Annotated in this window: 28 protein-coding genes and 1 pseudogene; 7 read left to right on the top strand and 22 right to left on the bottom strand. The window is 36.6% G+C overall.

All coding sequences use genetic code 11. From position 1 onward, the window contains the following. Positions 1-8: 8 nt before the first annotated feature. Together BKP57_RS21160 and BKP57_RS21155 are read right to left on the bottom strand one after the other, a co-directional pair. Entirely contained in the window at positions 9-1,532 is a 1,524-nt protein-coding gene (locus tag BKP57_RS21160) for an ABC transporter permease/substrate-binding protein (protein WP_050352857.1), read from the bottom strand. Then, positions 1,525-2,592 (bottom strand): ABC transporter ATP-binding protein, encoded by a 1,068-nt coding sequence (locus BKP57_RS21155; protein ID WP_050352856.1) that lies wholly within the window; start codon positions 2,590-2,592, stop codon positions 1,525-1,527. Before BKP57_RS21155 ends, BKP57_RS21160 begins: the two co-directional genes overlap by 8 nt. Positions 2,593-2,926: 334 nt before the next feature. Here BKP57_RS21155 and plsY point away from each other — a divergent pair, with 334 nt between their 5' ends. The 4 genes from plsY (at position 2,927) to BKP57_RS21135 (ending at position 5,540) form a co-directional block, all read left to right on the top strand. After that, entirely contained in the window at positions 2,927-3,508 is a 582-nt protein-coding gene (gene plsY, locus BKP57_RS21150; protein ID WP_050352855.1) for a glycerol-3-phosphate 1-O-acyltransferase PlsY, read from the top strand. A 542-nt stretch (positions 3,509-4,050) separates the two neighbouring features. Then, positions 4,051-4,983 (top strand): GTP cyclohydrolase FolE2, encoded by a 933-nt coding sequence (gene folE2 / locus BKP57_RS21145; protein WP_050352854.1) that lies wholly within the window; start codon positions 4,051-4,053, stop codon positions 4,981-4,983. 17 nt (positions 4,984-5,000) lie between these two features. Then, positions 5,001-5,225, top strand: coding sequence for a membrane protein insertion efficiency factor YidD (gene yidD / locus BKP57_RS21140; RefSeq protein ID WP_050352853.1), 225 nt, complete (start codon positions 5,001-5,003; stop codon positions 5,223-5,225). A gap of 15 nt (positions 5,226-5,240) precedes the next feature. Then, a complete protein-coding gene (locus BKP57_RS21135) occupies positions 5,241-5,540 on the top strand; it encodes a HesB/YadR/YfhF family protein (protein WP_050352852.1) in 300 nt (99 codons plus the stop codon). Between the two features lie 419 nt (positions 5,541-5,959). Here the strand turns inward: BKP57_RS21135 and BKP57_RS21130 are convergent, their stop codons facing one another. The 7 genes from BKP57_RS21130 to BKP57_RS21100 all read right to left on the bottom strand — a co-directional run bounded on the left by BKP57_RS21130 (position 5,960) and on the right by BKP57_RS21100 (position 12,807). Continuing rightward, positions 5,960-6,259, bottom strand: coding sequence for a hypothetical protein (locus tag BKP57_RS21130; RefSeq protein WP_050352851.1), 300 nt, complete (start codon positions 6,257-6,259; stop codon positions 5,960-5,962). Next, positions 6,243-6,686, bottom strand: a complete 444-nt coding sequence (locus BKP57_RS21125) for an acyl-CoA thioesterase (RefSeq protein ID WP_072742314.1) — start codon at positions 6,684-6,686, stop codon at positions 6,243-6,245. The genes BKP57_RS21130 and BKP57_RS21125 overlap by 17 nt, the downstream gene beginning before the upstream one ends. A gap of 146 nt (positions 6,687-6,832) precedes the next feature. Next, on the bottom strand, positions 6,833-7,057 hold the full coding sequence (gene tlp / locus BKP57_RS21120) for a small acid-soluble spore protein Tlp (protein ID WP_050352850.1): 225 nt from the start codon (positions 7,055-7,057) through the stop codon (positions 6,833-6,835). Positions 7,058-7,209: 152 nt separating this feature from the next. Beyond that, positions 7,210-7,356 (bottom strand): FbpB family small basic protein, encoded by a 147-nt coding sequence (locus BKP57_RS21115; RefSeq protein WP_072742313.1) that lies wholly within the window; start codon positions 7,354-7,356, stop codon positions 7,210-7,212. A 439-nt stretch (positions 7,357-7,795) separates the two neighbouring features. Then, complete coding sequence (locus BKP57_RS21110) at positions 7,796-8,383, bottom strand: redoxin domain-containing protein (RefSeq protein WP_050352849.1); 588 nt, start codon at positions 8,381-8,383, stop codon at positions 7,796-7,798. 330 nt (positions 8,384-8,713) lie between these two features. Next, positions 8,714-11,428, bottom strand: coding sequence for an aconitate hydratase AcnA (gene acnA / locus BKP57_RS21105; RefSeq protein WP_072742312.1), 2,715 nt, complete (start codon positions 11,426-11,428; stop codon positions 8,714-8,716). Positions 11,429-11,691: 263 nt separating this feature from the next. Beyond that, on the bottom strand, positions 11,692-12,807 hold the full coding sequence (locus BKP57_RS21100; RefSeq protein WP_050352847.1) for an ATP-binding protein: 1,116 nt from the start codon (positions 12,805-12,807) through the stop codon (positions 11,692-11,694). A gap of 243 nt (positions 12,808-13,050) precedes the next feature. Between BKP57_RS21100 and BKP57_RS21095 the strand changes: the two genes are divergently transcribed. Next, positions 13,051-13,524, top strand: coding sequence for a DUF2621 domain-containing protein (locus tag BKP57_RS21095; RefSeq protein WP_050352846.1), 474 nt, complete (start codon positions 13,051-13,053; stop codon positions 13,522-13,524). 402 nt (positions 13,525-13,926) lie between these two features. Beyond that, positions 13,927-14,274, top strand: a complete 348-nt coding sequence (locus BKP57_RS21090) for a hypothetical protein (RefSeq protein ID WP_050352845.1) — start codon at positions 13,927-13,929, stop codon at positions 14,272-14,274. 104 nt (positions 14,275-14,378) lie between these two features. Here BKP57_RS21090 and BKP57_RS21085 read toward each other — a convergent pair whose 3' ends face one another. The 9 genes from BKP57_RS21085 to BKP57_RS21045 form a co-directional block, all read right to left on the bottom strand. Next, positions 14,379-14,870: a CcdC family protein gene (locus BKP57_RS21085; RefSeq protein WP_050353538.1), complete on the bottom strand. Its 492-nt coding sequence runs from the start codon at positions 14,868-14,870 to the stop codon at positions 14,379-14,381. Between the two features lie 160 nt (positions 14,871-15,030). Further along, positions 15,031-15,399, bottom strand: a complete 369-nt coding sequence (locus BKP57_RS21080) for a response regulator (RefSeq protein ID WP_050352844.1) — start codon at positions 15,397-15,399, stop codon at positions 15,031-15,033. Positions 15,400-15,414: 15 nt separating this feature from the next. Beyond that, positions 15,415-15,843, bottom strand: a complete 429-nt coding sequence (locus BKP57_RS21075; protein ID WP_050352843.1) for a Na(+)/H(+) antiporter subunit B — start codon at positions 15,841-15,843, stop codon at positions 15,415-15,417. A 63-nt stretch (positions 15,844-15,906) separates the two neighbouring features. Further along, positions 15,907-16,611 (bottom strand): cytochrome c biogenesis CcdA family protein, encoded by a 705-nt coding sequence (locus tag BKP57_RS21070; RefSeq protein WP_050352842.1) that lies wholly within the window; start codon positions 16,609-16,611, stop codon positions 15,907-15,909. A gap of 342 nt (positions 16,612-16,953) precedes the next feature. Next, on the bottom strand, positions 16,954-17,175 hold the full coding sequence (locus BKP57_RS21065; protein ID WP_050352841.1) for a YneF family protein: 222 nt from the start codon (positions 17,173-17,175) through the stop codon (positions 16,954-16,956). Positions 17,176-17,226: 51 nt separating this feature from the next. Further along, the gene (gene sirA, locus BKP57_RS21060; RefSeq protein WP_050352840.1) at positions 17,227-17,679 is read right to left on the bottom strand and encodes a sporulation inhibitor of replication protein SirA; all 453 of its coding nucleotides are present in this window, start codon (positions 17,677-17,679) and stop codon (positions 17,227-17,229) included. A 185-nt stretch (positions 17,680-17,864) separates the two neighbouring features. Next, a complete protein-coding gene (gene tkt / locus BKP57_RS21055) occupies positions 17,865-19,868 on the bottom strand; it encodes a transketolase (protein ID WP_072742311.1) in 2,004 nt (667 codons plus the stop codon). Between the two features lie 104 nt (positions 19,869-19,972). Further along, positions 19,973-20,203 (bottom strand): DUF896 domain-containing protein, encoded by a 231-nt coding sequence (locus BKP57_RS21050; protein WP_050352838.1) that lies wholly within the window; start codon positions 20,201-20,203, stop codon positions 19,973-19,975. A 369-nt stretch (positions 20,204-20,572) separates the two neighbouring features. Next, positions 20,573-21,217 carry a YneB family resolvase-like protein gene (locus BKP57_RS21045; protein ID WP_072742310.1) on the bottom strand — a complete coding sequence of 215 codons (645 nt, stop codon included), beginning with the start codon at positions 21,215-21,217 and terminating at the stop codon, positions 20,573-20,575. Between the two features lie 277 nt (positions 21,218-21,494). Between BKP57_RS21045 and lexA the strand changes: the two genes are divergently transcribed. Then, entirely contained in the window at positions 21,495-22,118 is a 624-nt protein-coding gene (lexA, locus tag BKP57_RS21040) for a transcriptional repressor LexA (protein WP_050352836.1), read from the top strand. Between the two features lie 110 nt (positions 22,119-22,228). Here the strand turns inward: lexA and BKP57_RS21035 are convergent, their stop codons facing one another. The 4 genes and pseudogenes from BKP57_RS21035 to BKP57_RS21020 form a co-directional block, all read right to left on the bottom strand. Beyond that, positions 22,229-23,089 carry a manganese catalase gene (locus tag BKP57_RS21035; protein ID WP_050352835.1) on the bottom strand — a complete coding sequence of 287 codons (861 nt, stop codon included), beginning with the start codon at positions 23,087-23,089 and terminating at the stop codon, positions 22,229-22,231. A 217-nt stretch (positions 23,090-23,306) separates the two neighbouring features. Continuing rightward, a pseudogene (locus tag BKP57_RS21030) lies at positions 23,307-23,525 on the bottom strand (manganese catalase family protein); the annotation flags it as partial. A gap of 192 nt (positions 23,526-23,717) precedes the next feature. After that, the gene (locus BKP57_RS21025) at positions 23,718-24,062 is read right to left on the bottom strand and encodes a hypothetical protein (protein WP_072742309.1); all 345 of its coding nucleotides are present in this window, start codon (positions 24,060-24,062) and stop codon (positions 23,718-23,720) included. Between the two features lie 347 nt (positions 24,063-24,409). Next, a complete protein-coding gene (locus tag BKP57_RS21020; protein ID WP_072742308.1) occupies positions 24,410-24,928 on the bottom strand; it encodes a CbrC family protein in 519 nt (172 codons plus the stop codon). Positions 24,929-24,938 lie beyond the last annotated feature (10 nt).

Raw genomic sequence — 24,938 nt, 5'->3', positions numbered from 1 at the left:
CCTTATTGTTATTCAAGCAACCCTTGTTCCATTAGAAACTCTCTTGCTACCTTTTCTGGAGATTGATCCTCATAATCTACAAGATAATTCATTTTCCTCATTTGCTCATCCGTTATTTTTCCACCAAGCTGGTTCAATATCCCTTCTAGCTCAGGATATGCTTCCAGTGTTTCATTGCGCAATAGTGGCGCACCTTGATATGGTGGAAATAAATTCTTTGTATCTTCTAAAGCGACTAAATCAAGCTCTTCCATATAACTATCTGTTGCGTATGCGTCAATCACATCCACTTCCCCTGATGCAAGGGCTTTTTGTCTAAGTCCAGGATCCATCGTATTTACATTCGAAATATTCAAGTCATATACGTCCTGCATTCCAACATAACCATCGTATCTATCCTTGAATTCTAATGTAAACCCTGCTGTCAGCTGTTCTTCCACTTGGTTTAAATCCCCAACCGTTTTCAAGTTATACCGTTCAGCCATTTCTTTGGTCGTTGCTACAGTGTACGTATTATTATAGTCCATTGGCGTTAAATATGCCATATCAAACTGTTTTTTCATTCCCTCTTTTGCTTGTTGATACACCTCACGTTCCTTTTGGCTAATTGCATTTTCTTCTAGATGGGTAACAATAGCGGTTCCACTAAATTCCGGATAAATATCAATGTTTCCTTGTTCTAATGCATTGAATACAAATGCTGTTTTTCCTAAGTTCGGCTTTAATTGAACATTTAAATCCGTTTCTGCTTCAATTAATTGCTTATACATATTCATTAAAATAGCCGGCTCGGAGCCTAATTTTCCTCCAATAACGATATCTTCTTGCTTATCTGATTGAATGATAAACGGTGTTACAACAATGAGTACAGCAATAAGCAACATTGCTAACAAGGATTTAACGCCAGCTTTTTTGGAAATACGTTCGAACCCTCGTAAAATAACATCTAAAACGATGGCGAGCAAAGCGGCAGGTATAGCTCCTAATAAAATAAGATTAACATCAGCACCACGGTCTAACCCTAATAAAATGATTTCACCTAAACCACCTGCACCAATTAAAGCTGCTAATGTCGTTGTACCAACTATCAATACCATAGACGTTCGAACACCCGCCATCATCACGGGCATCGCAATTGGTAATTCGACCTTTATTAACCGTTTCAATGAATTCATGCCCATTCCCGTTGCTGCTTCAATATAAGCTTGGTCAACCTCCTTAATTCCTGTATAGCTATTTCGCAAAATCGGTAATAATCCATAAGCAGTTAAAGCAATAACAGCTGGTAAAGTTCCAATACCAAAAAAAGGGATCAGAAAGGCCAATACCGCCAGACTTGGAATCGTTTGTAATACAGCAGTAAGACCGATGATTGGTTCAGCTACCCTTGGGTATCTCGTTAAGGTCAGTCCTAAAGGAACAGCAATTACAATTGCAATAATTAATGAAATAAGCGATATTTGTAAATGCTCCCAAATGGTTTCAGCGAGCATTCCTTGTCGATTTTGAAATACCGTTATAAAATCATTCATTGTCTAAGCCTCCTGTTAAATGAGACTTAGTCTTTAAATATATAATTATGTCGCGATAGTGGATGACACCGACAAGTCTGTCATCTTTTAATACAGGAAAGAATTCCTGTCCTTTTCCTTCTGTAACTTCAACCACCTCAGCTAAAGGAAGGTCATGTCGTAGATAGATTCCTTCCGTTATCGTACCGTTCGTTGCTATTCCAACATAGTTGTTATACTCATCCTGTATGATATACACTTGGTCAGAATAATAGTCCCCTTGTTCAAAGGCATCTTGTTGTAAAACGTAGCTCTGTGCCGAAACAGTAATAGCTTCAACAGGTGTTTCCCAAGGAGACTTATCTTTCCCAATGAATTCTTTTACGAATGAGGTTTCTGGATAACGCGCAAGGTTTTCCGGAGTGTCCAATTGAACAATTTCTCCGTCATTCATTAAGCATACACGATCACCTAATGCCAACGCTTCTTTTATATCATGGGTGACAAATAGAATGGTCTTTTTCACTTCTTGTTGCAATGCTTGAATATCTGCTTGTAATTGCTGTCTGCTTATCGGATCTAATGCGCTAAATGGTTCGTCCATTAAAATAATATCTGGGTCCCCTGCCAAAGCCCGAATCACTCCAATACGCTGTTGCTGTCCCCCTGAAAGCTCTCTTGGCAGCTTTTTCTTATATGTAGCTGGATCGAGTCCAACCATTTCTAATAAATCAGCTGTCCGCTTACGAATTTTTTGTCGCTTCCATTTTTTCAATTCAGGGACAACAGCAATATTTTCTTCTATGGTCATGTGTGGAAATAACGCAATTTCCTGAAGCACATAACCAATATTCCATCGCAATTGATCAACAGGGAAAGCAGTAATATTTTCCCCTTTTATGTATATGTCACCCGATGTCGGTTCCATGAGACGATTGACCATTTTTATCGTAGTTGTTTTACCGCAACCGCTTGGTCCGATTAAAGTAACAAATTCCCCTTTTTGAACGCAAAAAGAAATATCTTTTACAGCTTCTGTTCCATCTTGATATGTTTTATGAACTCGGTTAAATTCAATCATAACAGGCCTCCTTGTTTGATCCCTAAAACGGTTTGTATTTTTCTCCTAAGATATTTTTTAGCTATTTATGAACGTTTATGATATACCCTTTATAAGTCTCTAACAAACATAACACTGATTTATAGGTTCTTAAATTACAAACTTCATGCTAAAATAAAGAACAGCCCTTTTTATTTTGTAGTGCAAGTGCAATGAATATCGATGATGGCAATTCTTTTAGGCAATAGAAAAACAGCAGCCTTAAAATCAATTATTGCTTCGCTCGGTTCACTAAAGTTTTGATATTATTTTTGTAGAAATACATATCTCATTATGTGGAAAGTAGGGAAAAAGTATGGAATATATTGTATTTGCCCTTATAGCCTATTTACTCGGATCAATTCCATCAGCCCTTATTGTTGGTAAGGTTGGCTATAATAAAGATGTACGCCAGCATGGCAGCGGTAATCTTGGAGCAACGAATACCTTTCGTGTGTTAGGTATAAAAGCTGGAATCATGGTTACTTTAGCAGATATTTTAAAAGGTACTCTTGCAACGCTTATTCCATTATTATTTGATGCAGATGTTCATCGTCTTGTTATCGGGTTATTCGCTGTTGTAGGCCACACTTATCCAATCTTTGCCAGGATGAAAGGTGGAAAGGCAGTGGCGACTTCGGGAGGAATCATTCTTGGCATTAATCCATTATTGTTTATTTTGATGATATCGACATTCATTATTAGTTTGTATATTTCTAAATATGTCTCGCTCTCATCCATGATAACTGGTATCGTCACTGTCATTCTTTCGTTTATATTTCAAGATACAGGGCTCATTATTATTACCTCTTTACTAACGGTTTTTGTGATCTATAGACACCGGGAAAATTTGAAACGAATAAAAAACAAAACAGAGCCCAAAATAACTTGGATGTAATTGTGGTATTTGTAGTTTAAGTCAAAAGTTGGGACATAATCAAACGATAATGCCACTAATTTAGCTTCGGAACTACACGTAGAAAATAAAAGTGTGAAAAAGTATCGGTAAGTCTAGACACTGTGTTAGCGAGGACGCTCACCAGTCGCCCTCCCTAAGGGAAAGCGAAATAGATTACCGTATGGAGTTATTTATTTTAACTTAATGGGTCGCTGATATAGCTCTCCTTTTCCCGCTACAATGCCGGTTTACATTTAAAAAACCGAATGAATCGAGGATGTAGATGCCGTTGCCTTTCACTTAGACATTTTCATTTTCTATCCGCAGGCTCAAAAAGCGGTGGCTTACGGCATTTACATTCTGGATAAAAACGCGTTTGTTCCATCCTCGTTGTAGATCTTTTGCTGACATGGAATATAGGAGCTATGATAACCCCGCCTAGACTTTTCTCGATAACCATTAAAATTAGGGTAAAACCTATAAATTGATTATCATTTCTTCGTAACGTATACTTTAAAAGTATAGAGAAAGGGGGCAATATGATGGGTCATCAAACAAAAGCTTTTCCGATTAAACAATTACCTTCGAAAGAAAAGCGCCATCAATTATTTGGTTCTGTAAAGCCAGCCCCGCGAACAAAACCTGTTGATAAAATGCATATGGCGGATTTACAGAATACCAAAAAAGATTTTTTATTTGATCTAGATGCGGTTGGGGTAACAAAGGTAAAAAACCCTATTATGATATATAGTTCAATAGCACCGTATACACAAACAAGTATCGGTGAATTCACGTTTACTTCCAGCTTAAAACAAACGAATAAAGGAACAAACATGAGTCGGTTCATGGAGCAATTGGCAAATTACCAAAAAAACGGTTTTTCTACTGAACTAGATGTTTTAAAAAAGTTTACCAAAGAAATTGCCAAGCGTGTGGAACAACAAGACGCAGCGTTAGAAGTGAACTTTCCTTGGTTTTTTGAAAGACAAGCCCCGGATACTGGTCTTACCGGTCTAAATCATGCTGATGCCGGTATTCGTATAGAATATCACGAATTAAAAGGCTTTTGTATTTATTTATCGTTATCGGCAGCTATTACAACGCTATGCCCTTGTTCTAAAGAAATAAGCGAATATAGTGCTCATAACCAGCGTGGAAATGTTATAATGGAAATAAGTGTTAGTGAAGATTATCAGGAGGCAGACCTTGATTGGAAAAAAGTATTGCTGGAAGCAGCAGAAAGCAATGCCAGTGCAAGATTACATCCTATTTTGAAACGAACGGATGAAAAAATGGTAACGGAGCAAGCGTATGAAAATCCACGTTTTGTTGAAGATATGGTTCGATTAATAGCTGCTGATTTATATGAGACTTCCTTTATTACAAAATTTAAAGTAACCTGCCAAAACGAGGAGTCCATCCATATGCATGATGCTATTGCTGCAGTAACTTATGATAAAACGAAAGAAGTGTAAAATAAAGAAGGGGTTCTATGAAGAATATCTTCATTGGTTTAATTAAATTTTATCGTGCTGCTATTAGCCCATTTAAACCACCCAGTTGCCGCTTTTATCCAACTTGCTCGGAATATGGGCTCGAAGCTTATAAGCGATTTGGCGCTTTGAAAGGCACGTATTTAACAATAAAACGGATTAGTAAATGCCATCCCTTTCATCCTGGCGGTATTGATCTGGTACCTGACAAGAATAAGAAATGAAAAGGAGCTGTCACCATGGACATACAAGTAAGTAAAGAAGCAGCGAAATGGTATAAAAATGAGTTGGATCTAGAAAAAAATGAGACATATATCCGTTTTTTCGTCAGATATGGAGGGTTTGGAGGAAATATTCCAGGGTTTTCTCTAGGTGTCAGTAAAGATGAACCAGTAGAAGTTCATGCTTCCAAAGAAGTAGAAAATATCACTTTCTATGTAGAAGAAAAAGATGCATGGTATTTTGAAGACAACGATTTAAAAATTAAGTTTAGCAGAAAAAAACAAGAACCAGAAATAGCTTATGAACAAAGGCGCTAGCGCCCGTTTAGCAACGTAGCGAATGGAACGAATCAACTAAAGATTTAGGAATCATCCACTAAAAACAGGGGTATGCCGACGTCTGGCGGCAAGCCCGTTTTTAGTCGGCCTTCCTCTTTGCAACGAACCGATGATGCCTTATCGGAGGGCGCATTTCTAAAGTCGCATCGTTGCTGGGCTCATGCGCCGGACATGGCTATTCGGTTATTTGTTATCCACAAGTACCTCATTTTATAGCTTCCTATACAAGTAAAAAGAGCTTAGTTTTAAGCTCTTTTTACATTATCTTTCAGGCATATAAGACGGTGATTTAGTGAAGTAAGTAACATTCCAAGACTTATACCCGCATATAATTGGTAGTCTGCCGCGTTCTGTTCTTTACTCATCTGATGGATAAAAACCACTGTTGAAGATACACTTTATAATTGAAATCGTTCTATTTGCTGCCACTCGCCTTCTTGTTCCAATATGTATTTTTGTTTTTCTCCAAACAAATCAAAATGAGGAAGCCCATCCTTTTGATCAATCCATTCAGGTGGTAAGTCATAGTTTTTCCCCCAAAGAACTAATTTCTGAATGTCTATACAGCCTGCTTTCGTAACGGTATTACAATCCGGGAATCGATCATCCAACCAGAAATGCGTTAAAAAAGCGACTTCTCCTGCTTTAACCTTTTGTTTCCAGGCCGTCAATTCTTTACGGCTAATGCCGAATGCCACGTTCTTTCTCCCCTTCTAATTGATTCATATAGGCTTGGTGCCAATCTGGAAAAGTCTTTTTTAATGATAAAGGACGAAAGGTCTCCTTATTGACGATAACATGCTCGGTTGTTCCACTAACAGCAATCTCTTCTTTCCCGTTTAGAATATGATAGCCATATACCGTGCGAATCCCATTATAAGCTTCCAACCATGTTACTACAGTTACTTGTTCACCATAACGAATTGGCTTTTTAAATTGGATTTGTGCGTTAGTAACAGGGGATACAATTTGGTGTGATTCCATTTCTGTATATTCCAAGCCAAGAGATTCAATAAATTTAGTTCTGCCAATTTCAAACCAGACTAAATAGTTTGCATGATATACTACTCCCATCTGATCGGTTTCTTGATAACGTACTTCAATTGGTGTTTTGATTTTTGGCAATGAAGGATTCCTCCTATATAAAACTATTTTCCTCTTTTTAGCTTAACATATTTTTGGAATTCCTTCCTCTTACAGCTTTTACAGACAATTAAAAGCGTATTAACCCTCTGCAATACAGTTCGTATCTAAGAGGGTTAACGAAAGCATTAGTGTTGATTTTCGTACTCATCTTTGATTTCTTGTCGCATACCTTCAATAGCTTGTTCTCTTCGCTTATTCTTTTCCTTGATAGCTTCTTTTTCTTCGCCTGAAGAAAATTGCATGGTTTCATGTGCTTTTTCAATGTTTTGGATCGTATCCTGCACCATTTCTTGTAATTTTTCGACATTATCACTGCGATCATCAGGCTTTGGTTGATATCGATCTGACATGGCAATAACTCCTTTCATTCATTTTGTATTGCGTTTCTAGTTTTCCAAGATGATAAAAATCTATACCATTTACTACAGCTGTTTCATGCATTTTTCCAATTGCAAAAAACAAGCGTAACCGTTCCATTTTCTACTTGCGGTTACGCTTCTCATTATGCATTTTTCCTTTGTATATGTTTCCTTTTTGCTTCTAGCTTTTCCTCTATCTTTTCCATCAGCCGTTTATCTGCTAAAATAGATTGCCGATTTTCTTGTACCAATTCATCAAATGTTCTGCCTTTTTTTAGAGAAATGGTCATCTCCTCCTTTTAAGAAGCAGGATACCCATTCCTTCATTATTCTATACGTTACTTTTGTATAGGATTTCGTAATTAATTGAAATAATAATTCAAAGCTAATTTATCAGCTTATTTTACCTACGAGGGACTAGGGAAAAAGAATTTTCATTCCGATGCAAGAGCCCGTAAAACTCACTTCAGGAGCCCGAGTAGATACAAAGAAGCCTAAATAAACGATAATGGCTAGGTTAAGTTCCAGCTCCTGGTTCACTAAGAATATCGAGTACTTGGATGTTTTGTCCAACTGACCTCATTTCTGAACGTTGAAGCAGCATATATTATAAAAAGCTATCTGTCTGAACTAAAAAGTCAGCAGATAGCGCTAAGATGGATAAAACATTTCCTGCAAATTGTACAGTTGCTTCCTCTTGCTTTAAATTAGCTTAAATCATCCTATTTTTCACATGGATTTAACTGTTTCTTTCATAAAATCGTAATCCATTGGGCCAGGATGTATTTTAGTGATCTTTCCTTCTTGATTAATAAAATAAGTGGTAGGTACAGCAATAATCGTATATGCACTTCGGACTTTGGCTTTTTTATCCAAGGGAATTGGATACGTATATTGATACTTATCAATGTATTCAGCTACATTTGCTTCTTTATTTTCCGATTCTGTTAAGTTGACAGCTACAATCTCTACTTCTTCCTTAAAGTCGTCATTAAATTTTTGCATCTCAGGCATTTCCTCGCGACATGGCGGACACCACGTTGCCCAAAAATTTAAGATTACCTTTTTTCCTCTTAATTTGGAGAGTTGTAGTTTTTCTCCACGCAACGTATTTAACTCAAAATCTGGTGCGGTATCACCAATTTCATGAGTTTCTTGGACAGAAGAAATCATTCCTCCTTTGGCATCTGTATCACCTGTTACATTATACTCATTTGCTGTAGTTGATTCTGACTCTTTTCTTTGCTGAACGTAATTAAACAGTACTCCACCAGCTAATACGATAATAAGCAAAACACCTACTATTCTCTTAACCATAAAATATCCCCTTGCTCTTTCATGTTTGATCTGCTCCCTCTAGATCATTGTATTTCCTCTTATTGCTTGCTAACAGCTTTTTTCTTAGCGATCTTCTTTCATCGTAGATTAATTGTATAGCAAATGTAAAGTAAACAGTTATCCATGTTAGAAAATTGTCATGGATACAGCTTGGAAAAGATTAAATTATATAGGATTAACAGAAGTAAGAAAAGCTTAGCTTGGCCTATTCGGTTATTTCGTTATCCTCAAGCACCTCATTTTATACATTCTTTATCTTATAAAAAAGACCTCTGTCACAAATAAGACAGAGATCTTTTTTTGGCGTTTTTATATAACGCCTAGTTTATTACGTAACACCATTTGTAAGATACCGCCATGACGGTAATAATCAATTTCCACATCGCTGTCGAAACGGGCAACAGCTTCAAATTCTGTTTGTTTACCTGCTTCGTCAACTGCTGTTACTTTAACTAAATCATGCGGTTTTACTTCTTCGTTTACTTCGACATGATAGGTTTCTTTCCCAGTTAAACCAAGCTTATCGGCACTTTCGCCCTGCTTAAATTGTAACGGAAGAACTCCCATCATCACTAAGTTAGAACGGTGAATTCTCTCAAAGCTCTCAGCAATAACCGTCTTAATACCTAATAAATTGGTACCTTTTGCAGCCCAGTCACGTGAAGATCCCATCCCATAGTCTTTGCCTGCAATAACCATAAGACCGGTATCATCTTGCTGATACTTCATTGCAGCATCATAAATAGGCATTACTTCTTCCGTCGGCCAGTATGTTGTATATCCACCTTCTGTTCCTGGTGCAATTAAATTACGAATACGAATATTCGCAAACGTTCCACGCATCATAACTTCGTGATTTCCGCGACGAGAACCATAGGAGTTAAAGTTACGTGGCGACACACCTTTATCTTGTAAATACCTTCCCGCAGGCATATCTTTAGCAATCGCACCTGCTGGAGAAATATGGTCAGTTGTTACAGAGTCACCGAATTTTCCAATAACACGCAGATTCTGTAATGGTACGACCGAACCAGCTTCTTTTGATAAACCTTCAAAGAACGGAGGGTTTTGAATATACGTAGATTCGCTATCCCACTCAAATAGTGGCTCATCCGTTGTATCGATTTGATTCCAACGTTCATTAGAAGTAAATACGTCTTCATATTCTTTGCGGAAGATTTCTGGTTGAACCACTGTTTCTACTTGCTGTTTAATTTCTTCCATAGAAGGCCAGATATCATTCATATACACAGGATTACCATTTTTATCTGTACCTAAAGCATCTTTTGTCAAATCAATATCGACGGTCCCTGCAAGCGCATAAGCGACAACTAAAGGCGGTGAAGCTAAATAGTTGGCTTTAACTAATGGATGTATACGTCCTTCAAAGTTACGGTTTCCAGAAAGCACAGAAGCTACTGTCAAATCATGATCGATAATGGCCTGCTCAATTTCTTCACGTAAAGGTCCTGAGTTACCAATACAAGTGGTACATCCGTAACCAACTAGATTAAAGCCTAGTTTGTCAAGATATGGCGTCAGGCCAGCGTCTTCCAAATAACGAGTAACAACTTTTGAACCAGGTGCAAGGGATGTTTTTACGTAATCTGGCACTTCTAAACCTTTTTCGACTGCTTTTTTCGCAAGTAGCCCTGCTCCTAGCATAACGTAAGGGTTTGACGTATTGGTACAAGATGTAATTGCAGCAATCGCAAGCGCTCCCGTTTTCATGACAGAAGTATTCCCATTCGGATGCTCAATAACAGCTTCTTTGTTGAATTCTGACTTATCCAGCCCAAACCCTTGATTTCCAGCTGGTGCTGTAATTGCTTTATTAAATTCCTTCTTCATATTAGATAGTGCAATTAAATCTTGTGGGCGCTTTGGTCCTGACAAGTTTGGTTCAAGTTCGGACAAATTAATTTCTACGACCTCTGTATACTTTGGATCTTCTTGATCCGGTGAATACCATAGATTATTTAATTTGCAATATTTTTCAACAAGATCGATTTGCTCTTGCGATCTGCCTGTAAGCTTTAAATAACTTAGTGATTCTTTGTCAACAGGGAAGAACCCACAAGTAGCACCATATTCCGGTGCCATATTAGAAATGGTTGCTCGGTCTGCAAGCGGCATATCTTTTAATCCTGGACCAAAATATTCGACAAATTTACCTACTACATTTTTTTCACGCAGTACTTGCGTTACTTTTAGTGCTAAGTCAGTTGCTGTTGTTCCATTCGGAAAACTGCCAGTAAATTTCACGCCAATTACATCAGGTGCAGGGAAGTAAGATGGTTGTCCAAGCATACCTGCTTCCGCTTCGATTCCTCCAACACCCCAGCCTAATACACCAAGTCCGTTAATCATGGTTGTGTGTGAATCCGTTCCCACTAATGTGTCTGGAAATGCATCATATTCTCCATCTTCGTTTTCTAAACCGTGAACAACATTTGCTATATATTCCAAGTTTACCTGGTGAACAATTCCGGTTGCTGGTGGAACTGCGCGATAATTATTAAATGCCTTTTGTGCCCAGTTTAAAAATTCATAACGTTCCGCATTTCGTTCAAACTCTAATTCCATATTTGCCTTTAAGGCATTTGGTGTCCCATATTGATCCACCTGCACAGAGTGGTCAATTACCAAGTCCACTGGTACTTCAGGATTAATTTCGTCTGGTTTTCCTCCCATATCTACCATTGCTTTTCGTAAAGAAGCAAGGTCAACAACTGCTGGAACCCCTGTGAAGTCTTGTAAAATAACACGGGAAGGTTTGAATGGAACATCCACTCCCTTGCCTTCTTTCGTTCCCCATTTTGCTAATCTCTCTACATGCTCATCCTTAATTTGATGACCGTCATGCTGACGAACCAGCGATTCCAAAAGTACACGGATTGAAAATGGTAGCCGGGATATATTGCCTAATCCGGCTTCTTCTAAAGCTTTTAATTCATAGTAATTGTACGTTTTCCCATTAAGTTCAAATTGTTTTTTCGTATTCACAAAATTGCTCTTCCCCATGTGTGTACCCCTCTCTTCATGCTCACCGTATTAAAAAACACGGCATTTGTTATTACTTTAACAGTATAAAACCTCTCACTGTCTCTATCTTATAAGAAAATTCATGATAAAACAAACCATTCACCCCTACAACGGTTATAGTAAAAAGTTATGCGAAGTGATAAGAAATACTTATACAAAAAAATATTATTGCAATGAGCCATTTATACGCATAACGAATTCACCAAACAATAGGCTCTGGCACTTTTTTATTTTCATGAAAACTAAGCTGGAACTGGAAAGATAATCCGAAACGTGCTACCGATCTGTTCATTTGCCTTCATCTCTAAAAAGGCTTGATGTCTTTCTAAGATTTGTTTTGTTATCATAAGGCCTAGGCCTGTACCGCTCTGCTTAGTAGTGAAAAATGGTTCTCCTAATTTATGTATTATATCTTGAGGTATTCCAGGTCCTTCATCGATGATGCTAACATCTATATGAGAATCGGAAGAGCTGGTAAAAATACGAATGGTTCCTCCTTGGTCCATCGCTTCAATTGCATTTTTAATTAAGTTAATTAATACTTGTTTAATTTGAGAACGATCACAATAAATTTTTTCTTTTCCTGATCCATTATATTCAATATGAATACTTTTCATTTTTGCTTGCGGTCTTAGTAGTACAATGACATCATGTATCATGGATTCAATCGATTCCAGTTGTTTGGTTTCTGTTAACGGCTTGGAAATAAATAGTAACTCTGATGTAATAGTCTCCATCTTTTCTATTTCTTCAATCATAATATTGTAATATTCTTCTTTTCTCACACCAGCCTGAAGTAACTGCAAGAAACCTTTTAAAGATGTTAAGGGGTTCCGAATCTCATGAGCAATACCTGCAGCCAGTTGACCAGCTACGGACATTTTTTCTGACTGAATCATGATTTCTTCTACTTCTTTTTTATCTCGTATATCTGCAACAATGGAAATATAAAAAGTTCTACCTGTTTTACTATCTTTGAGCTTCGTTAAAGTACAAGAAGACCAAATAGACTTTCCATCACTATTGATTACATTCAATTGGTAAAAGAGTTTCATTAATGGATCAGGATTACAACTTTCCTTTATATAATCGATATCTTCTGAAGAAATAACTTTATACCATGGCTTTCCAATTAACTGTGATGGTTGATAACCAAGGATACGCTCGACAGATTTAGAAATATAAATAAACAAACCGTCTTCATCTATAACAGAAATAATATCATGGCAGTTCTCTTCTATCCATGTAAGCATAGATGCTGGCAGTGAAGATAATTGTAAATTTTTCCTTTGTTCTTGTTGCATTTCAGCTAAATGGATAGATTTATCTGTATTTCCTGTCTCTTTTTCGTACCTCATCATATTTCCCCCTCGTTTTGCAAATATCAACAAATCCTTTCTTTATACAGATATATGTGCTCGCCTCTGATAGTATGACGCTTGTTTGAAAATATTTTTCATCTTATAATGAAGTTAACTGCGCCTTAAACATCCAATTATTAGTAATCTTACTATAAGTACATGAAAAAATAAATTAAATAGTTAAATATTTTGTCAAATTATTACGAAATTTTGGTAAAAAGGGGAGAAAAAGGTGATATTATGTCGGTTCTTGTTAATTACTTAATTATTTTCTGGGGTTTTTTTATGATTGCTATTATGGCTATTGGTGGATACTTCATGTTTCGAAAATTTCTTAAGCGATTACCTAAGGAAGACGGGAAGTCTACTATGGACTGGGAAACCTATTATGTGAACGAAACGAAGCATATGTGGGGAGACGAAGAAAAAGAACTATTGGATGAGTTAGTATCCCCTGTTCCGGAGCTATTCCGTGATGTAGCAAAGCATAAGATAGTAGGTAAAATTGGCGAAGTCGCTTTAGCAAAAAACAAACAGAGGATTACTCGTGATATATTAATTGAAGGATATATTATTGCCACACCTAAACGTGACCACAAATTTTTACGGAAAAAATTAGCGCAAAAAAAGATTGATACGACTCCTTATGAGCACTTCTTTCAACAATCAAAAAATGATTATGATGCTGATTGGAAGCAAAAACATCAATCATAACAGAAACTCTTTATCTCTATAAAGTGAATCTTCCATCAGTGGTGGATTTCATTCATTCCCGACGGCTTGTTAGTACCATAAGGGTATGATGACCTAAAGGCCTCTCACGAAATAGGGTATTTAGGTGCTGCTATCTCCCGCTTAGACTTGTTGCAGTACAGATTATCCAACCCCTGAAGCGAAATTCTTACAGCACCTTATATACGGGATGAATTTTTTAACTCCGCAACTATCTGCTCTGTAAATAAATAGGATTTTAAGTCAAATGATGGGGTGAGACAGAAATAGCTCACTCCATTTTATCCCGTATTAAGCTAAGGTAGTAAAACAATTACAATCCACTTCAATTATAATAAGAAGACTAAGAAATTTGATGATTTCAAATTAAAGGTGGTTAACATCGTGGAACAAAAACTACTAAATATCTTTGAAAATTGGGAAGCGGAACTTGATCAAAATGAGTGGTATTTCAGAGAGTCTTTTGAAGAACTTACTGAGGGCCTTTCAGCGGAAGAAGCATTTAATGCTATACCAAAAATATGTTCAGTTATATTAAAACTTAATAATAGCTTTCTTATTGGAGAAACTATAGATTTTCTTCATGAAATATATAATGTAGCAGATACTACTGAAATACATTCTTTTCTCCATGAACATCTTGATGAAATTCAAAAACATATAAATCAATATAGTGATGATTTCGGTAAAAATGCATTTAATGGATTTAAAGAATTAATAAGACTATACTAATCACTTTTTTTATACTTTAGGCCTTCTAAGGAAGAGGGCCTGTTCTCATGTGCGCAATGCCTGGCGCACATACAGAAAGCGTTAGGCAAATAGTCTAACGCTTTTCACAAACTCGTATTTTTATTATAAGTGCTGTTTAATTGTTTCGCTAGCTGTAAATATTTATAAAGCATGGCTAATCGCCAAGTAAGTATCATCCCAAACGCCAACAGAAAGAACATGCCACTTGTTTCTCCTAGAGATATATGACTTCCTATGACAAGCTTAATGACGATACGGAATAGTAATAATCCAAACAATATAAAAGCAAATGCTTTTGACGGTATTAAATAGATCGCCTGATCCCTTATTTGAAACTTAGATGTCTTAATCAAAAAGATGGAGCATATTACGCCGACACTAAACGCTTCTATCACTTGATACCAGCTAATTTGGAACACAGGAAATAAAAACATAAAAGCTCCTGTACTCATAAAAAGTGGTGGTAAAATGATTTTTTTAACTGAAGCAGGTTTTTTTGCTGCTTTTAATCGAAGAAATATCATCGAAGTAGCCATAATAGCTGCCCCGACTGTACTTGCAATGAACCAAAACATTTGTAACCCACTTTCTCCCATCACCAAATTATCTGCTTATATGCGTTTAACAAGGAGGATTGAACAGCATAATAGGTCAAGCATTTCTAAATAGTTTGTTGGGTAACTCAATTATCATGAAACACTTGAATGTAACAAAATTACTCTTCATCGATCTTAACTAAAATTTTAAATGTAATACCCGATCAATGGCGTCATAAATACGATTTTCGTCAAACGGCTTTACAATGAAATCCTTAGCTCCTAGTTCAATCGCTTCAACAACCACCTTTTGCTGTCCCATTGCTGAACACATAATAACAGAAGCATTTGGATCAATATCGATAATTTTTTTCGTAGCATCAATACCGTTCATTACAGGCATCGTTATATCCATTGTTACAATATCTGGCTCTAATTCTTGATATAGTCGTACTGCTTCTTTACCGTTCTCAGCTTCTCCGACAATTTCATGATTTTTCTTTCTTAAGATTGTCGCGAGCGCGGTACGCAAAAATTTAGCATCATCGACCACAAGTATTTTGGCCATTCTTTTTCCCCCTTGTTACTCCGTATCATTAGCAATTGATAAAATAATCGTCATCATTACCCCGACTACAGTTAAGTATACTCCTAAATCAAATAGCATTGCGGTAGCTAATTCAATTTCGCCCAATATAGGGAATTTAAAATAACCATAGGTTTGTGATAGGAAAGGCTGTTGAAACAAAAATGAGCCCACACTTGTACCAATCGCAACCGCCAAACCAATTGGAATTAAATTCACAAAATTGATTGGTAGCACTTTCCTTACTACTTCTAACCCGTAAGCCATATTCATTAATAGGATAGCACCAGAAGTCATGAGTCCACCCACAAATCCACCACCTGGTGAATTATGTCCCGCCAATAATAAATACACTGCAAAACCTAACAAAATGAAGGCAATCAAAGATGCAGTGGTTCGTAATATAAGATCATTCGTTTTATACATGTGTATTGCCCCTTTAATAGCAGTTATAATATTTATTTTAATATAATATAGGGTAAAAATCCATTAGAAGCCATAAAAACCAAATAAACCTGCTAAATAAGACGTTAGAGCCGTCATCCAGTCGAAAAATAGTGCGATTCCCATAAAAATCATAATATAGCCACCAATTTTGACCAATTTTAAGCTATGTTTTTTAATCCACTTTAACTTACCTATAAAGAATGATAATACGAAGAAAGGTACTGAGAAGCCGAGAATATACCCTATCATCATAATCATTCCTGTATTTGGTTCCGTTGCAGCCAAGGATAATACGATGCCTAAAATCGGACCTGTACAAGGTGTCCAGCCTAATGAGAATGCTAACCCGATTATAAATGTACCAAAAAAGCCGACGGGGCGATTTTTAAAATTGATTTTCCGATCTTTCATTAAAAAATCAAAATTCAATACGCCAACAATAACCAAGCCAAAAAACACAATAACGACAGCACCGATTTGTCTAATGACATCTTGGTATATAAGCAAAAATTTAGATATACCAGAACTCAAAAACCCCAACATAATAAACACAGCAGAAAACCCGAGTAAGAAGAAAATCGTATGTAAAATGCTTTTGGCATTTAGCATTTTATTGTCTTCGGTTAATTCGCTTACACTCATCCCAGTAATGTACGATAAAAATGCAGGATATAGTGGTAGTACACAGGGAGATATAAAGGAAAGAAAGCCAGCTCCGAAAGCAATAAATACATTTATCTCAGACAATGGTATACCCCCTTTGTATTCAATGCTATTGTACCAAACAAGTCTAGTAAGTCTATGACCAATTTTGACAATAAAACGAAAACGCTTTACATGAGTCCAGATTATAAGAGCGTGATCAAAATGGTTCTAAGCTTAGCTGATAGGTAGAAACAGCATAATGTATCTATTTCCGTAAGTAGAAGTCTGAAAAACCGATAGACCGGAAATTTTGTACACTTATTTCATAGAACGTACTTTGCTACCAAATTTAATTACTTGCACCTATAGAATCACCCCTTACTATTTTGTAGTAAGGGGTGTTCACTTGCAAGCTATTAACCTTATTAATATATGCATAAGTGCCTATTTTCCAGACTGGTTGTTCATTGCACGCATCATTTGATTAATTTTCTTTTGGGATGGTTTTTGACCCATTTGCATCATTAAGGTACGTAGCATTTGCTCATTAATTGGTGGGTTCTTTTTCATATAGTTCATCATATATTTTCTCGCAAGAAAAAATCCAAGAGCAACACCAATAATTAACGCTGCCACAGCGATTAATACGACCCAGATTGTGTCCATGTATAGCTTTCCTCCTTCGTGTTGTCTCTTATACAGTATAGTAAATCCATGTTAGGAATACAATACTTCGTTTTGTTCTAATCGACTGTATTCCAATAGGGGAGTTATCCATCCAAAATTTTTGATATTGTCACCAACAACAAAAAGCAAAGGATGGTAACTACGCAAGATAGGAAATAACAGTTCTTCTGCGCTTTCTAACGTTTTACAATGAAATTTTAATTGTTTTTCACTAATATGTAAAGAAATAAACGCCTTTCTATTATATAAGCTAACCTTATCCTTGTCTATATTTACAAATAAGTTTGTGGATTCGTGACGTTGGATGGATAACAAAATTTGATCATAACAAATACGATCTGTAATATATTCGAATTGTCTGCGCAAATCTGCACGATAAGGCAACGACTCAAATTCTCTTAAAAATCGATATAAGATACTGCTTTTATGAAAATAATACATGGCTACTTCTTCTGTTAAATGATAAATAGAATACGTGTACATAGGTAATCCTCCCTATTCCCACTAATTGTGCTACTGCTCGTATATTTTTTAAGATACACCTATTATACGTATTTGCTATTAAAAATACTGTCAGATTATAAAGCAAACAACCACTTCTTTTGTCTGGCTATGCCGAATTAAATGAAAAAGAGAAAGACCTATTGGCTAGATCTTTCTCTCGGTGTTTAATGTAAGAGTGATTCTACGTGCTTAATAACATTCTCGACTGTAAAACCATATTCTTCCATTACTTTCTCGCCTTTTGCAGAGGCTCCGAATGTTTCTATTCCGATTACTTTTCCGTGTTCACCAACATATCTTTCCCAACCGAATGGAGAAGCCATTTCAATAGCAACACGTTTTTTAATAGCTGATGGTAGAATTTGTTCTTGATAGCTCTTATCTTGGGCTTTAAAACGATCCCATGAAGGCATGCTAACAACACGCGCTTCGATGCCTTTTTCTTTTAGTTCTGCTTGCGCCCGAACAGCTAATTGAACTTCAGACCCTGTTGCTAAAAGAATCACGTCAGGTGTTTCCTTCCCTGCCTCACTTATAATATAAGCGCCTTTTTTAACACCTTCATATGCATGTTCTTTTGTACCTGGTAACGTTGGTAAATTTTGTCTGCTTAATACAAGAGCAGTTGGTGTATCTGTTGACTCTAAAGCCAAACGCCAAGCAGCTTGAGTTTCATTTCCATCAGCAGGTCGAATAACGGATAACCCAGGCATTGCCCTTAACGAAGCCAATTGTTCAATTGGTTCATGGGTTGGTCCATCTTCTCCTACTGCTATTGAATCATGTGTAAATACATAGGTAACTGGTGTATTCATAATGGAAGCAAGGCGAATGGATGGGCGTAAGTAATCACTAAACACAAAGAAAGTACCCGCAAACACGTGTAACCCTCCGTGTAATGCCATCCCATTTAAAGCAGCTCCCATTGCATGTTCACGTACACCAAACCAAATATTACGACCCGCATAGTTATCCTTTGAGAAATCACCTTCATCGTTCATGGTTGTTTTATTGGAACCAGCTAAGTCAGCACTACCTCCAAAGAAATTTGGAACAGTTTTAGCGATCGCATTTAATACTTTCCCGGAGGACGCTCTCGTTGCTAGTGTATCCTGCTCTGGTTCAAAGACTGGCAATTCCTTATCCCAATCAACTGGAAGTTTACCATGAAGCGCAAGCTCAAACTCCTCAGCCAGTTCTGGATATCTTTCTTTATACATAGCTAATTGCTGATTCCACTTTTCTTCAGCCTCGGCACCCTTTTGAACAATTTTTTGATTAAAATCCGCATATACTTCTTCAGGTACATAAAAATCTTCATGTGTCCACTTATAAAATTCTTTTGTCAGCTTAACCTCATCTTCTCCTAAAGGAGCACCGTGAGAAGCCGCAGAAGCAGATTTATTTGGTGAACCGTATCCGATTATCGTTTTCACTTCAATTAAGGTAGGTTGTTCGTAGTTTTCTTGGGCTACCTTAATTGCTTGTCTGATTGCATCAACATTATTGCCATCTTTCACCGTTAGAACTTGCCATCCATAAGCTGTAAAGCGTCGTTCAATATCCTCAGAGAAAGAACGGTTTAAATCACCATCTAAGGAAATATCGTTGGAATCGTAAAGCGCAATCAGTTTTCCTAAACCTAAATGCCCTGCTAGAGAAGCAGCTTCATGAGAAATTCCTTCCATTAAATCGCCATCACTAACTAACGCATATGTGTAATGATCGACAATCGATAAATCTGCTTGATTAAATTTAGCAGCTAAATGAGCTTCTGCCATAGCCATACCGACAGCCATACCGATACCTTGTCCCAAAGGACCAGTCGTTGCCTCTACCCCGTCAGTATGATGAACTTCAGGATGGCCTGGCGTTTTTGAACCCCATTGACGAAATGATTTTAAATCATCTATAGATACGTCATATCCTGATAAATGAAGCAAGCTATATAATAACATAGATCCATGTCCTGCAGACAAAACAAACCGATCCCGGTTAAACCATTTCGAATGCTTCGGGTTATGGTTCATAAAGTCTGTCCACAACGTATAGGCCATTGGCGCTGCGCCCATCGGAAGCCCAGGATGTCCAGAATTTGCGTGTTCAATAGCATCAATAGATAATGTTCTAATTGTATTAATAGATTGTTGTTCGATCGTACTTGCCATATTAAAGTTAGCCCCTTTCGTAAATCATAACTATCTCCATTCTATAATGAAACCTACTTTGCCACAAGTGAAACCATGCACTTATAACAAAATAGGCTCACTCGCTAATTTTTGTTCTTCTTCTGTAAATCTTTTACTTTTTTTGGTGTCACATCATTTCCATCAGGATCTACTACTTTCATCGTTTTAAACTGATTCTTAAAAGAATGTCTTACACCTTGTAAATATTCCTGTCGCAGTTGTTTCTGTTCATTTTGTTCGGAAATAGTAAGACCATCCGCTTTTGATTTTCTTGCAAGCTGATTGATTCGTTCTATTTTATTTTTTGAGAGCATTACTTTACCTCCCTAAATGCAAATTGCTAATTCTCTTATTTTCCAATGCATCATAAATATATATCTATTTCGTTTTATTTTACAATAGATTTCGTCGTGATAAAATAGATACTTTTATGGCTTGGATTTATTTACACTAACACAGAAAAAAGACAAGTGCAAAAAACTTGTCTGAGTCGAGTCTGACAAGTTTTGACGCATTGTAATCCCGTGCTCTTAACTTTATTCATGCTCATTGATGCCTTTTACTTTTTGAACCAGAGGTCTTCCATTCTTTCATAGAGGTAATTAACTCTATTTCATTTAATATATGTCATCCGCGGATTCAACTACATGACTAAAGCCACTTGGATTTTTAATAAATAACAGTTAATTCAGTTCTTTTTGGTGTTCCTGATACCTTCTGTGAACAGTGGCTTTGGATACAGTATAGCCTAGCCCGTTTAACGTAACAGCAATTTCTGCAAATGTTAAGCCGTTTTGACGAAGCCTTATCACTTCTTCGATCGGGAATTTTTTTCTTTCTCTCCCCGGAGCTTTATGCCGATTGGATAGATTTACGCTTGGATCATATCCTTCTGCAATGGCTTTGTTCATTCCTCGTTTTATTTTTATATTATGTATTTTCCGCTGATATTCCTCTACAATTCCGACGATTTGCAACACCATGGAGTCTGCCTCGGATAATTCCAATTCACCACCATGGTAAGTAGTATATATAGGAATATGTAATTTGTGTAACTGATGAAAAAGAGCGATTTTTGTATTTCCTCTCCCTAAACGCGTTTCATCTTGAATTAATAAACATTCTGCCTTTTTTTCGGAAAATAGCTCAAGTAATTGAAAAATCCCATCACGATCTATCGTATATCCACTTTCCTGTTCCTGGATACATTTTACAATCGTAAATTGATAGTCAGCTGCTAGTTTCATCAGTTCCTGCTTTTGTCTAACCAATGATGTTTCTTGTGTTTTTTTATCAGTGCTTACCCGACAGTAAATTACTGCTTTCACAATTTTTACTCCTTCTATATGATTAACTCATTACAATAGAATAATATAAGAAACCTAATGTTAATGCAAAAGCTACAAGATAGAATACATCTGTTTTTGTCAGTTTTTGAAACATCCAATAGCCCTCCTTCGTGAAATAGAACTTTTGTTCGCTTGTATAATTTCATTATACGCGAACATATGATCTTGTCAAGCGTTTTTCGAACGAATGTTTGCGTAACGTTTTATCTAATGGTAAACTAAGGATAATTAATCTTATGTGCGAGGTGATAGATTCATGTCTAAACTTTCCAAAAGGCAACAAATGATTTTAGATTATATAAAAGATGAAGTAATGCAGAAAGGTTATCCGCCATCTGTGAGAGAAATTGCAAAGGCTGTGGGGTTAGCATCTAGTTCAACCGTTCATGGTCATTTAGCAAGAATTGAAGACAAAGGATATATAAGAAGAGACCCTACCAAGCCTAGAGCCATTGAAATTTTGGATTTTGCAGAAGATAACCCTATTCCAAAAGAAGAAGCTCGCTATGCACCTGTAATAGGAAAAGTTACTGCTGGTTTGCCGATCACAGCGGTGGAGAACATTGAAGAATTTATTCCATTACCGGCAAACAGTGCTGGGCCTGATGATAATTTATTTGTTTTAGTAATTGAAGGAGAAAGTATGATTGAAGCCGGGATTCTGGATGGCGATATGGTGATTGTTAAACAGCAGAACACTGCGCAAAACAGTGATATTGTTGTTGCCATGACAGCAGAAAATGAGGCAACTGTGAAACGATTCTTTAAAGAAAAAGATCATATACGCTTGCAACCGGAAAACGCAACAATGGAGCCTCTCATTTACGATAACGTGACCATTTTAGGAAAGGTTATTGGATTATACCGTAGTATACATTAAAAACTGCCAAACGGCAGTTTTTAATGTATGCGGCCATTCCTACTCATAAAACAAACAGCACTACCTTTTTTAAGGGTATAGCGCTGTTATATTTTTTATCTATTTACGAATTATATTGTATGTGGATCAGGTGGATCATCCGAGGTGCGTAATGCCCATAAAGGTGTATTATAAATATACTTTGGCGCTGGCTTTAGATGGGGAACTGAACCGAATGCAATTGGTTTGTCGACATAATTAAAGTATCCGTAGCCATCCATACTTCTTCCATGAGCCCACCTTCCTTTGGCACTCGCATCTCCTTGAGAAAAATTAAACAACGTATAGGATACTTGTTGCTTTTCTAATTCTCTAGGAAAAGTACTTGGTACAACGATATTCTCCTTCTCTTCCAACTCACAAATTGCGGCATACCATTGATTTTGATGCATGGTGTCCCTTGCTAATAACCAAGATAGCATGTCGCGTACACCACTATCATTCGTCATTTCGTACAAGCGAGCGACTTGTAGCCGTCCTTGTGACTCCGCGTTTAGATTCGCCCTAAAATCAGCTAATAAATTTCCGCTGGCAATGATGTAACTTGCTGTCCATCTGTTTCCAACACTGTCGACAGGCATCGCGCCTAGCCCAGAAACAATCGCTTGCTGAGGATTGGAACCACCTAAAATCGCAGCAATTACAGGATCCTTCGCTGCATCCTCTAATTCAACATCCGGTGCACCATCTAGTAACCTTGCAATCATTGTAGCTATCATTTCAACATGCGCAATTTCCTCTGTTCCTGTATCCATTAACAAGTCTTTGTACTTCCCGTTTCCCCTGACACTCCACCCTTGAAATAAGTATTGCATCATAACAGATATCTCCCCAAACTGTCCGCCAAGTATTTCTTGAAGTTTCTTCGCATAGACGGGGTCGGGGCGTTCAGGTTTAGCATGGTATTGTAATTCTTTTACATGATAAAACAAATTCTCACCCACTTTCCATAGTACATACAATACATACTATATGAAATTGCCCCATTCTTCGTACCTAATAAAAGAGCCCGTTTTCTTTCGTTATTTCATGATCTTTACATTTATTCCTGTAAAACTGAAACCAGTTACAGTTCTTGTTTCCATACTGAAACAGCTAGCTAATATTAATTCTTCAACCATAGCTATTATTTATTCAAACTATTTGATTTTAAAATATTTTCTTCGCATCCCTATCTTCCTTTAATATTTCTACAGCTTCTCTGAAACGTTGCGAGTGAACAACTTCTCTTTCCCGTAAAAACTTCAAACTATCATTTAAATCGGGATCATCAGACATATCAATAATCCATTGGTATGTCGCCCTCGCTTTCTCTTCCGCTGCAATATCCTCATATAAATCAGCAATCGGATCTCTTTTTGCATTTAAAGACATAACGAAAAGCACCTACAGAATAAGTAGGTGCTATTTTTAACTGCGCATTTAACCGATTAAAATTCAGTTAGATTAGCTTTTTTAATTAGTACGTTTTTGGCGTGTTTACTTTAACAATACTTCTTAAGTCTAAAATATTACCTCGCCAAAATAATATAGCTGAATTTTGCCAACTGTATATTAAAATTAATCCTCATCATACATTAAATCATCTAACATTTTATTTTGACTTTGTATTTCTTTATATCTATCAAATCTATTCATCAAGTATTCAACAGATACTTCTTTACTTTCAACCAATTTACCATCGAACAGTCTTATCTTAGCACCAACACTTATCAATTCATTTATTAATTTTTTAAGTTTTATATCGTCCTCATCATCTTTAAACAGATTACATTCCATTATCGGACTACCATTTTCAATTCTTTGTTTTATCTCAAAAAATCCTAAGTTTGTATTTTTCCTTATTACAGGTAAATATTTCATTTGATTTTCATCTTGTTCTACCACTAAAAGCATTACCGGCATGTTTATATCCTCCTCGTATACTATGTTTAGACTTAATTCTTTCGCCTATTATTTCCTTACTAATTTGCCTGACGATATGTCAAATGTCTTGGACGTTCCGTGATGTTCCTAGATAATGGTCTTAGGGTCATTTCAAAGTGCTTATCATACGTTTCAGCGATTGGAAAACAGAAATCCTTCAATTATTTATGTATCCTTTTAACAAATGGATATATAGAGGGGATAAACAACAAGATAAAGGTGTACTCTAATTAGGGTGCGAACGAATGTTCGTATACTTATAAATTCTATTTATAAAAAAGAAAAACCTTGATTGAGTATTAAACAAACAACCAAGGTCGACTATTTTAATAGCTTTGAGGAACTGCAATTCGTTTTGAACAATTCAAGCATTCAAATACAAAGATTGCAGTATATTGTCCTATATCTTCCCAAAAATTATTTACGTTTTCAATTTTATCTTTCGTTGATTGATCTAAAATACTTAATAAATAATTTAATCCATTACCGTCCTTAGAGTTTTTTTCAAAATCCTCCCTTTCCCATTCCCCAATGTACTTTGTATAGTCGCCACAACAAACTGGCCAATCGTTGTATTGTATCCAGGGTACTGGAGGAGTTTTTTCAAGCTCTGCTACCTTTTCCTCCTTACCCTGACCTGTTATTCTGTCCTTAATGTAATTTGGAATATTCACTTTAACTTTTCCTAGTCTAAGGCAATTTAAACAAACTGAATCCACCTCATCATCAAGATCAAAATATTCACCTTCTAAACACATTTCGTTTTTGCCACATGACTGACACGCTTCATCTGTAAATTCAGCATTCTCCAATGGGTTTTCGAAGTATTTGAATTTATATTCCATCTTATCAGCT

It is taken from the genome of Virgibacillus sp. 6R (assembly GCF_001895305.1).
Taxonomy (GTDB): domain Bacteria; phylum Bacillota; class Bacilli; order Bacillales; family Amphibacillaceae; genus Virgibacillus; species Virgibacillus pantothenticus.
Note: the sequence above shows the minus strand (reverse complement) of the source record. Positions and strands in the feature narration are given on the sequence as shown.